The following is a 9,995-nucleotide window of genomic DNA, read 5'->3' as shown; positions in this document are numbered from 1 at the left end:
TGATATGATGATCCTTTGTGAATGGTTGGTGGAGGGGGTTGTTATACATTAATAAAATTTGTATAGCATACTCTGTTTACATCTTCTCTTTCAAGTCGATGAAAGAGGGACACGACCACGTTTCAAAAGTGGTGGCGATAATAGATGAACTTGCCCGAATCATCGGTGATTCCTATTTTGAATCCTGGATGAGGATGGAAGCTCACCTACTTGCATGTGAGTAGTTCACACAGCAGTAGCGGCTTTTAATGACTTTACAAAATCCTCCAGTTTCTGCATTAGATTCTTGCCGCTCCCCCCTCCCTCCTCTATCATCCTTATTATCGCACTGCCCACAATTGCTCCATCTGCAAGTTGACATACAGTTCTTACATGCTCGGGCTTTGAGATACCGAAACCAACAGCCAGTGGCACTGTTATCTTCATCGCCGACTCCTGCTCCCTTATACGAGATATAAGAGGCGCTATCGCATCAGAGAGCCTCTCCCTCGCTCCCGTCACGCCGAGCAGAGATACGACGTAGATGAAGCCAGCGGCAGCATGCAGAATCTTCACCATTCGCTTCTCTGTGGTCGTGGGTGCGATAAGGAATATCAGATCGGTTTCATACCTGCTGCAAACATTCAGCAGAGGCTCTGATTCCTCCACCGGTAAGTCAGGCACTATTATACCACTTATACCCGCACTTTCGCAATCGTTCACAAACTGCTCCAGTCCCCGTTGCAAGATGAGGTTATAATAAGTAAGACAGACCTTCTCCACACCTTTTATAGCCGATGCAACGTCGAAGTATGCATCAGGGTTCATGCCAGCACGTAAACTGCGCTCACTCGCTCGCTGTATCGTAACACCATCGGCAATAGGGTCAGAAAACGGTAGACCAAGCTCCAGTATGTCCACACCACCCCTCATCAATGCACCTGCTATCTCGGGGGTTGCATCTGCATCAGGATAGCCAGCGGTGATGAAGCCAATCAAAGCTTTCTCTCTTCGGCTATTCAGTTCATCAAACTTATCTGCCAGCGTCATTTTTTATGACTCATTCTCTCCCCTGCTTCTGCTTAAAAAGCCTCTTATTTTACTAAATACAAATAATAAATAAGTTTAGTTAGATTAGTGTTAGTATATGAGTATAGGTAGTAGTAATAGTAGGTGAGTGAAGCAAATGAAGAAAGTAGTACTGGCATACTCCGGTGGACTGGACACCTCTGTCTGCATCCCACTGCTCAAGGAGCATTACGGGTATGATGAGGTGATTGCAGTAACAGTGGATGTGGGACAGCCAGAACAGGATTTGAAGGAAGCGCGAGTGCGAGCAGAGAAGCTGAGCGACTCCTTTGTCTTGGTAGATGCGAAGCAGGAGTTCGTTCACAACTGCATCTTCCCGCTGATCAAGGCGAACGGCTCCTATGAGGGATACGTTCTTGGTACTGCAATGGCAAGACCACTGATAGCGAGGCATGTGGTGGAAGTAGCCCGGAGAGAAGGCGCGAATGCACTCGCTCATGGCTGTACGGGCAAAGGTAACGATCAGCTCAGATTCGATGCGGTCTTCAGAACCACAGATCTTGAAGTAATTGCACCGATGCGGGAACTGAGTTTAACGCGGGAGGAGGAGAGGCGATATGCAGCAGAGCATGGCATCTCTTTTGAGCACGGCAATGATAATAATAAGAGATGGAGCGTGGATGAGAATATGTGGAGCAGGAGTATAGAGGGGAGCGAGCTGGAAGACCCGGCGTTCTCACCGCCGGAGGAGGTATTCCACTGGACTGCCTCTATTGAAGAAGCACCAGAAGAACCGGAACTATTGCAGATATGTTTCGAGGGGGGAGTACCAGTCTCAGTGAATGGAGCAGAACAGGACGGAGTCGCATTGATAAGGATGTTGAACGCCATTGGCGGCAAGCACGGGATAGGCAGGACGGACATGATAGAAGACAGGGTTCTCGGGTTTAAAGCGCGAGAGATTTATGAACACCCTGCTGCTACTATCCTATTAGAGGCGCATCGCGATCTCGAACAGCTCATATTGACGAGAAACGAACTGAGATTCAAGGAACTGGTTGATAGAGCATGGAGTGAACTGGTCTATCAGGGTCTGGTCATGGACCCTCTGTTTGATGCTCTCAATGCCTTCATAGATAAGACGCAGGAGCGTGTGAACGGCACGGTGTATTTGAAGCTGAACAAGGGTGTTGCACGGGTGGTCGGGCGCGAATCGCCATACGCACTATACTCAAAGGATGTCTCGTTCGATGTGAAGCGAGACCAGAGAACTGCAGAAGGGTTCTCCATCTATCACGGGTCTCAATCGAGGCTGGCGGCTATAACAAGAGGAGGTGATAAGAGATGAGTATGAGTGAAGTGGATGAAAGAATAAAGATAAATATCTTCAAGATAGGTAGTTTGTGGTGTTTCAAGTATTTCTTTGATGACCGTGAGATATTTGATACGCTCTCAGCCTATTATAATCGTGTGAAGTACAGATTCGAGCTGAAGAACACCGGTGAACGGAACAAGGTGATGAAATATCTTGAAGGTAAAGGCTTTGAGCTCATACCCGTTGAGGATTTGGCGCCATATACTGTGAAGATAGACAGGTTCAAGAGATATGCCCCCATATTGAAGAACTCGATCGAATCAGTAGAGCAGGAAAAAGCCCGGCTGTTCATAATGAAAGACTTAGCATCGGTGGAAGAAGCGATAGCGAAGGGTGCAGAGAAGAGTTCCGAGTTACCGTTCTGAAATTGTCTCTCGTGTCGTATCTCTATCATGTAATTCCAGGGCCCGTGGCTTAGCCAGGATAAAGCACCGGCCTTCTAAGCCGGGGATCGCGGGTTCGAATCCCGTCGGGTCCGTTAATATAACTATACTATAATACTATGACAGCAATGAGAGAAGCGAATGCAGCAATAGTGGAAAGAGCGAAGAAGTATTTCGGCGAGATAGTGGAAGAGCAATTGAGTCGTATTCAGCGTTTGAAGGAAGCAAATGCAAATGCAAATGGTACACCGTTGAATTATGCATTGGAGCGACCCATTGTGGTGGGGTTCGTTGGTGGTGATGGTATCGGACCCTATATAATAAAGGAGGCGGAGCGAGTATTACAGTTCCTGCTTGATGATAAATTGAGCACTGGTGAGGTCATCTTTCGTGAGATAGAAGGTCTAACTATAGAACGTCGTGCGAAGCTCATGCAATCGGTGCCAGAGGATGTAATGGACGCGATTAAACGTTGCCATGTAATTCTGAAGGGACCAACAACAACGCCCAAAGCGGGTGACCCATACCCGAATCTGGAAAGTGCGAACGTAACGTTAAGACGGGAACTGGACCTGTTTGCAAATGTCCGCCCTGTAAAGATACCAGAAGAGGGTATAGATTGGGTCTTCTTCAGAGAGAATACCGAGGGCGCGTATGCACTTGGAAGTAGGGGTATAAACGTAACAGAGGACCTGGCAATTGATTTCAAAGTCACCACTACCATAGGTGCCGAGCGGATAATACGCATGGCATTTGAGTATGCGAAGCAAAACGGAATCAACAGGGTGACAGTAGTAACGAAGGCGAATATAATAAAGGCAACTGATGGTAAGTTCCTCAAAGAAGCGGAACGCGTTGCTCGTAATTATCACGATGTCGTATGGGACCACTGGTTTGTGGACATATTTGCAGCGAAGCTGATGGATGCGAACCGCAGGCGTGGATTCCGGGTTATTGTGCTCCCTAATCTCTATGGTGATATAATTACAGATGAAGCAGCGGAGCTTCAGGGCGGTGTGGGCACAGCGGGTAGTGCCAACATAGGTAACAGATATGCAATGTTTGAGGCTATTCATGGCTCCGCATTGCGAATGGTAGAGGAGGGGCGTGCTATTTATGCGAATCCTACAAGTATCATGCGTGCGGCTGCAATGCTACTCAGGCATATAGGATTCATGGCAGAGGCACGAAGCCTGGACACGGCTCTTGATGTCTGCACAAAGCAATATATCATCACGGGCCGTTCAGATGGTCTCACATGCACTGCATTCACTGATCATCTGTTAGAAACCATCAAGAACCAGAAACAATAAAGAGTGGCAGGCTTGTTTTCTGCTTCAGCACCTACACCGTCGTGATTTTCGCGATGTGGTGGGGCGGGTTCATTGTCGCACAGATCATCGTCTGGGTGTTGTTTCTCCCCGGCATGGTGGGGCTGTGGATCTGGGAATCTGAGAATCCTCCTATCCAGCTCTGGTACGCCTATTGGCATCAGGAGGAATCGTGGACTGGACTGTCCTTGCTGTGTCCAGCTCATTACGAGCCGTGCGATAGACGTCTCTGTAGCTCCCCAGAGTCGACCGAGTCGAGCCAACGGGACATCGTCAGGTAACATTACAGGAACTTAAAGGTATTTAAAGGTATTTCATAGGTGTTTGGATAAGAGATTGTGATTCCAACTATTGGAACTGTTTAAGCTATAAAAGTGACTATTTTACACGGTGATACGATACATGAATCTTAACGCTTAGATTTGGTGTGCGTTTTCTGAGCACTATCCGGGGACTGAAGCGGAAATACGAGGAGAAAACAGGGGTGAAACTGAGCATAAGTAGTTTTTACGAACGATTCACACCGAAGATTGTCGGGTTGATTTCCTTTAGAGGTGCGTGCTCCATGCGATTGAGTTTCGAGCACAGCAACCCGGTCGTGTTTTGGGCGATAAATATTTCCCTGGTTCAAGGGCTGCATCCTGCTCCTCGATCTCGGATACTTCAAGTACCTTTTCTTCGACAGAATCGCCCGCTATGGCGGCTATTTCATTAGCAGGCTGAAGGGAAATGTCAACCAATACACGCATTTACGTTGGGCAAAAGTCTTCACCGAGCAAGCAGACCGATTTTTAACAGAAGTACTCGAGTGTGTGAGGCTGAAACTCGAACCGATATGCTCACTTTATACAACATTTACCTCGGCTATGGATGCAATCCAAATGTCAAGCGAGAGAAGCTAATGGATAGATGGGTTACTTAGCCGAACACACATGGTCATCTCTCAACCTTTTCACAACCTCGTGCATACTTCCGCCTTCTCTATCAAATCGAGTAGCTTATCCGGCTCAAATGGCTTGTATAGAACGGTAAATACACATGCATTTAACGCTTTGTTTATTAATGCTCCCATCGCATAAGCACTCATCATAATCGCGCTCGTCTTTGGACTGATTTTTTTTATCACCTTGAAAGTATCCATACCATTAATCCCGGGCAATTTAAATTTACAATTTAATGTCTAAGACAACAACGTCAAAAAATCTTTCTTTGACTTTCGCTTTCATAATTGTTTCCTTGCCTCCTCATGCGGATTCTGCATCAAAACCTGCCAGTTCCAGTATATCTGCAAGCGTTTCACGCAGTTCAGAATTATCATCCACGATCTGCTCGCTTCCTATCATTTCCTGCATTTCCTGCTTTTCGTTCAGGAAGAGGCAGCTTTATAATAAACGTACTCCCTTTCCAACTTCACTCTCCACCTCTATTTCCCCTCCATGCACTTCCACGTATCTCCTACATAAAGCAACCCCTAAATCAACACCACGAGATTTCGTAGTGAAAAGAGGCTCGAAGATTCTCCCCCTGCTCTCCTCGGATATGCCTTCGCCGGTATCCGCATACTCATTTCTATATCCCCTTCCTCTTTATTCTCCTCTCTTTTTATCTCTAACGAGCCTCCTTCGGGCATTGCTGATATTGCATTTGTAATTATGAGTGCACATACCGCTATTGTAAAAGCAATATAAACAATTTATTATTCTGCTTTGCCTTTCATGATACATGCCTGAGGTTACTACTATCTCCAGCCATGATAATTGAGTTTTGATGAACGATATTATTATTTAACCTTTTCTAATTTTTATTTTCTTCGGCTTGTGTGTGAACAGTGTCAGTATTGCAATGGTTATTTATTAATATAATGGATAGCAAGGTATAATAGGATAGGGGGTTAAGGATAATAATGGTGGTGGAGATAAAAGAGCGGGGATACGTGAGATTACCAGCCTTTTTAGAACGTGGTTTTTCTGATTTGAAGCGCGAGGTGGTAGCGAGGCGGAGATGCAGTATGTGTGGAACCTGTGCTGCTTTTTGTGATAAGATAAGGATAGAAGATGGTGAACCGGTATTCATCGAGGATTATGATACCGTCTGTGGACTGTGCTATACATTCTGCCCCAGAACCTTCTTGCCACAGGCGGAGATAGAACAGAAGATATTTGGTAAAGTCAGTAATGATGACGATGTTCTTGGCGTATATCGGGCATGTTACGAAGCACGTACAAAGAAGGCTGATATAAGGGAAAAAAGTCAGGATGGAGGTATAGTCACTTCAATACTCGCTTATGGACTGGAAAAACAGGCAATAGACTGTGCGGTACTCACTACTGCGAATGGTGATTGGAGACCCCGGACGGTGGTTGCGAGGGATTATGAAGCGCTGAAGGAAGGTGCAGGTACCAGGTATACCCTATATCCATCTGTCATAGGTGTAAGAGAAGCGCAGGAAGAGGGCTGCAGTGCCATTGCATTTGTTGGCCTGCCATGTCAGATACAGGGTTTGCGGAAGGCAGAGGCTGCGAATGCGAATCAGCCATACGAACTGCGAATTGAGGATGTAAAATTGTTGATAGGGTTGTTTTGTACCAAGAACTACAATGAGGGGCTACTGGATTTCGTGAATGAGCGGGTGCCACTGGAGCATGTGAAGAAGTTTGATATAAAGGGTAAAGAACTTCTGGTATATGATAATGATGGAGAGACTATCTCTATCTCACTGGATGACTTAGAGGGTTTTGTGGGGGATGGATGTTCAGTTTGCACAGATTTCACTGCGGAATTGGCTGATATCTCTGTAGGCGCGGTAGGCTCTGCTGATGGCTGGTCAACCGTTATCACTCGCACGGAACGGGGTGATGAACTGGTTAGAGGCGCCTCAGAGAGTGGATATATAGAAGTAAAGGGTATACAGGCGAAGGGTCTGGAGCTGGTAAAGAGGCTGGCAGCGAAGAAGCGTAAGCGAGGAGAGAAGTCAGAGCTGTAATTGTAACAAGAATAAGTACCGGGTACCCCCGTACCTTGTGCCCTTCATCTTAGCCTTACAGCCTTCCGTCACGCATCCTTCTCACACTGTGTGTACGAGCAGCAATATCCGAATCATGTGTCACTAGTGGTATTTATTTCATCTATAAAGACTAAGACTGCACCTCCTGTCGGTTTGTCCTAATACATAAAGTATAATATTCCTTTGGTAAAGCTTTCTTTTTGAAAGAAAGGAGTTTTTTAATCATTCTCTTTCCTTAAGGGAAGTATCTTTTATAGTATGGTGTGGTAACTAATAACTATTATAAGAAAAAGAGGTGATTGTATATTCATGTATAAAGGAGAGAAGGAGAGATGAAGGAGAAAGATGAGAAAAATGAGAAAGATGAGAAAGATGAATCGGTGGTGCTCCGTGTGGCGGAAGCATACCACCGTGATGCCGGGCGAGGCATAGCAAGGATTGATACCGATACTATGCGGAAGCTTGGTGTGGTTAGTGGCGATGTAGTGGAGATAGAAGGTAAAAATGTCGCAACTGCTATCGTTTGGCCTGGCTATGCACCTGATAGTGGTAAATCAATAATCAGGATTGATGGTAATATAAGGAGTAATGCCGGCGTTGCCATTGATGACCGTGTACGTGTACGCAAGACGAAGGTGAGAGATGCGAAGCGAATTGTACTCGAGCCCACACAGCCGGTAAGAATTGCAGGAGGTGAACGGTACTTAGCGAGGATACTGAAGGGGCGACCGATAACAAAGGGACAGATTATCAGGGTTGAGATGCTTGGTAACCCCATTACTTTTGTTGTCACCAATACTGTGCCACTGGGCACTGTGATACCGAAGTTAGATACCGAGATAGTGCTACGCAAGGCACGTGAGGAGCGAATTGGGGTGCCACATGTGACTTATGAGGATATCGGAGGCTTACAACGCGAGATTGGGATGATAAGGGAGATGATAGAACTGCCATTGCGGCATCCTGAGCTCTTCGAGCGGTTGGGCATCGAGCCACCGAAAGGAGTGCTGCTTCACGGTCCCCCAGGCACAGGTAAGACATTGATAGCAAAAGCGGTAGCAAATGAGACAGATGCGAATTTCTATTCCATCTCCGGTCCTGAGATAATGAGTAAGTTCTATGGAGAGAGCGAAAAGCATCTGCGTGACATATTCGAGGAGGCGGGTAAGACCGCTCCTTCAATTATCTTCATTGACGAGCTCGATTCCATCGCGCCGAAACGCGGCGAGACAACAGGAGAGGTAGAGAGGCGAGTGGTGGCACAGCTGCTCGCTCTTATGGACGGACTGGAATCTCGTGGACAGGTGGTGGTTGTTGGTGCTACAAACAGACCAAATGCACTTGATGAGGCTTTAAGGCGTGGTGGACGGTTTGATCGAGAAATAGAGATAGGTATACCAAACAGGAACGGTCGGGAGGAGATTCTGCAGGTACATACGCGTGGTATGCCTCTTGCGGATGATGTAGACCTGAAAGAGCTTGCGGACCTCACACATGGATTCGTAGGTGCCGATCTTGCAACTCTGTGTAAGGAAGCGGCAATGCACGCACTCCGCAGAATACTGCCAGAGATAGATATGGAGAAGGAGATACCACAGGAAGTAATGGAGAAGTTGCGGGTGACGAGGGAGGATTTCAAAGAGGCTTTGAAGAATACCGAGCCTTCTGCGCTCCGTGAGGTCTTCGTTGAGGTGCCAAATATCAAATGGGATGATATTGGTGGTCTGGACCGAGCGAAGCAGGAATTGAAGGAGGTTGTAGAGTGGCCTTTGAAATATCCTGAAGCGTTCTCGCATCTGAAATCCAAGCCACCAAAAGGGATCCTCCTCTTTGGTCCACCCGGCACAGGTAAGACGATGCTGGCGAAGGCTGTGGCAAATGAGAGTGAGGCGAATTTCATATCCATCAAGGGTCCAGAACTACTATCCAAATGGGTAGGAGAGAGCGAACGTGCAGTTCGTGAGCTATTCAGGAAGGCGAAACAGGCAGCTCCATGTATCATCTTCCTTGATGAGATAGATTCCATTGCCCCGGTCCGGGGTGGCGGTTATGACTCACATGTGACGGAACGAGTGGTCTCTCAGATGCTGACCGAGATGGACGGACTGGAGGAGCTGAAGGAAGTAATCATTATAGGAGCGACGAATCGCCCAGACATGGTGGACCCCGCTTTGTTGCGTCCTGGACGGCTTGACCGGTTGATATACATCCAGCCACCGAGTAAAGAGGAGCGTAAGAAGATATTCGAGGTGCATCTGAGAGGTAAGCCGATAGCAAGTGATATTGATCTTGATGAGCTTGCAGATAAGACCGATGGCTATGTGGGAGCAGATATAGCAGCGATAGTGAGGGAGGCGGTAATGAATGCCTTAAGGGAGTTCATCGGCTCTGGTGTCTCGGATGAGCATGTGAAGGAGGCAGTGAAGAACGTGATGATAAAGAAGAAGCATTTTGATGCTGCTATTAAGACTGTTAGACCTACTATTCTACCCAAAGGCCAGAACGAATTCAAAGAGAAGGCAGAAGATTTCGTGAAGTACGCATATGTATAAAAAGCAAAAAGCATAGTGAAAGGAGAAGAGTGACCATTTCTCTACTTCTTATTTCTTTTTTATTCCAGTACAATTTCACCTTTCCAGGCATTCCATATCTTAGCTACAATAGCAGAGAGTGAAAATAATACGGAAATCAGTGCCAATCGTAACATTCTATTCTTATCTATCTTTCTTCTCTTCTCTTAAGAAAAGTTCGATTGGCTCCTATTATGTGTTTGCAGGACTATTGATCGTGCTTCAGTGGTGTTAAAGAAAACTACCAAATCAGTGCAAATTTATAGTCCCCAACAAAACTAAATCCACGATGGGATAAACTTTTCGATCCACGACTTAGCAAAT

General features: G+C 46.4%; 9 protein-coding genes, 1 tRNA gene and 1 pseudogene. 7 read left to right on the top strand and 4 right to left on the bottom strand.

Annotated features, from left to right (window positions below; all coding sequences use genetic code 11):
- Positions 1-225: 225 nt before the first annotated feature.
- A complete protein-coding gene (locus tag J7J01_06385) occupies positions 226-1,029 on the bottom strand; it encodes a tryptophan synthase subunit alpha (protein MCD6210501.1) in 804 nt (267 codons plus the stop codon).
- A 136-nt stretch (positions 1,030-1,165) separates the two neighbouring features.
- On the opposite strand from J7J01_06385, the gene J7J01_06380 reads away from it, so the two are divergent.
- The 5 genes and pseudogenes from J7J01_06380 to J7J01_06360 all read left to right on the top strand — a co-directional run bounded on the left by J7J01_06380 (position 1,166) and on the right by J7J01_06360 (position 5,019).
- A complete protein-coding gene (locus J7J01_06380; protein ID MCD6210500.1) occupies positions 1,166-2,356 on the top strand; it encodes an argininosuccinate synthase in 1,191 nt (396 codons plus the stop codon).
- On the top strand, positions 2,353-2,748 hold the full coding sequence (locus J7J01_06375; protein ID MCD6210499.1) for a hypothetical protein: 396 nt from the start codon (positions 2,353-2,355) through the stop codon (positions 2,746-2,748). The genes J7J01_06380 and J7J01_06375 overlap by 4 nt, the downstream gene beginning before the upstream one ends.
- 38 nt (positions 2,749-2,786) lie before the next feature.
- Positions 2,787-2,861, top strand: a tRNA-Arg gene (locus J7J01_06370).
- A gap of 33 nt (positions 2,862-2,894) precedes the next feature.
- Positions 2,895-4,079, top strand: coding sequence for an isocitrate/isopropylmalate dehydrogenase family protein (locus J7J01_06365; GenBank protein ID MCD6210498.1), 1,185 nt, complete (start codon positions 2,895-2,897; stop codon positions 4,077-4,079).
- 424 nt (positions 4,080-4,503) lie between these two features.
- A pseudogene (locus J7J01_06360) lies at positions 4,504-5,019 on the top strand (transposase).
- A 30-nt stretch (positions 5,020-5,049) separates the two neighbouring features.
- Here J7J01_06360 and J7J01_06355 read toward each other — a convergent pair.
- The 3 genes from J7J01_06355 to J7J01_06345 all read right to left on the bottom strand — a co-directional run bounded on the left by J7J01_06355 (position 5,050) and on the right by J7J01_06345 (position 5,727).
- Positions 5,050-5,238 (bottom strand): hypothetical protein, encoded by a 189-nt coding sequence (locus J7J01_06355; protein MCD6210497.1) that lies wholly within the window; start codon positions 5,236-5,238, stop codon positions 5,050-5,052.
- Between the two features lie 241 nt (positions 5,239-5,479).
- Positions 5,480-5,638 carry a hypothetical protein gene (locus tag J7J01_06350; protein ID MCD6210496.1) on the bottom strand — a complete coding sequence of 53 codons (159 nt, stop codon included), beginning with the start codon at positions 5,636-5,638 and terminating at the stop codon, positions 5,480-5,482.
- Positions 5,569-5,727 carry a hypothetical protein gene (locus tag J7J01_06345; protein MCD6210495.1) on the bottom strand — a complete coding sequence of 53 codons (159 nt, stop codon included), beginning with the start codon at positions 5,725-5,727 and terminating at the stop codon, positions 5,569-5,571. Before J7J01_06345 ends, J7J01_06350 begins: the two co-directional genes overlap by 70 nt.
- 273 nt (positions 5,728-6,000) lie before the next feature.
- On the opposite strand from J7J01_06345, the gene J7J01_06340 reads away from it, so the two are divergent.
- Together J7J01_06340 and J7J01_06335 are read left to right on the top strand one after the other, a co-directional pair.
- Positions 6,001-7,080: a Coenzyme F420 hydrogenase/dehydrogenase, beta subunit C-terminal domain gene (locus tag J7J01_06340; protein MCD6210494.1), complete on the top strand. Its 1,080-nt coding sequence runs from the start codon at positions 6,001-6,003 to the stop codon at positions 7,078-7,080.
- A gap of 353 nt (positions 7,081-7,433) precedes the next feature.
- A complete protein-coding gene (locus tag J7J01_06335) occupies positions 7,434-9,653 on the top strand; it encodes a CDC48 family AAA ATPase (protein ID MCD6210493.1) in 2,220 nt (739 codons plus the stop codon).
- Positions 9,654-9,995: the final 342 nt, after the last annotated feature.

The sequence above is a fragment of the Methanophagales archaeon genome (assembly GCA_021159465.1).
Lineage (GTDB): Archaea > Halobacteriota > Syntropharchaeia > Alkanophagales > Methanospirareceae > G60ANME1.
This window is presented reverse-complemented; position numbering and strand designations above follow the sequence as displayed.

Excerpts from the sequence above, each read along its gene's own strand:
- J7J01_06385 (MCD6210501.1), bottom strand. The coding sequence starts at position 1,029 with ATGACGCTGGCAGATAAGTTTGATGAACTGAATAGCCGAAGAGAGAAA.
- J7J01_06380 (MCD6210500.1), top strand. The coding sequence starts at position 1,166 with ATGAAGAAAGTAGTACTGGCATACTCCGGTGGACTGGACACCTCTGTC.
- J7J01_06375 (MCD6210499.1), top strand. The coding sequence starts at position 2,353 with ATGAGTATGAGTGAAGTGGATGAAAGAATAAAGATAAATATCTTCAAG.
- J7J01_06365 (MCD6210498.1), top strand. The coding sequence starts at position 2,895 with ATGAGAGAAGCGAATGCAGCAATAGTGGAAAGAGCGAAGAAGTATTTC.
- J7J01_06355 (MCD6210497.1), bottom strand. The coding sequence starts at position 5,238 with ATGGATACTTTCAAGGTGATAAAAAAAATCAGTCCAAAGACGAGCGCG.
- J7J01_06345 (MCD6210495.1), bottom strand. The coding sequence starts at position 5,727 with ATGCCCGAAGGAGGCTCGTTAGAGATAAAAAGAGAGGAGAATAAAGAG.
- J7J01_06340 (MCD6210494.1), top strand. The coding sequence starts at position 6,001 with ATGGTGGTGGAGATAAAAGAGCGGGGATACGTGAGATTACCAGCCTTT.
- J7J01_06335 (MCD6210493.1), top strand. The coding sequence starts at position 7,434 with ATGAAGGAGAAAGATGAGAAAAATGAGAAAGATGAGAAAGATGAATCG.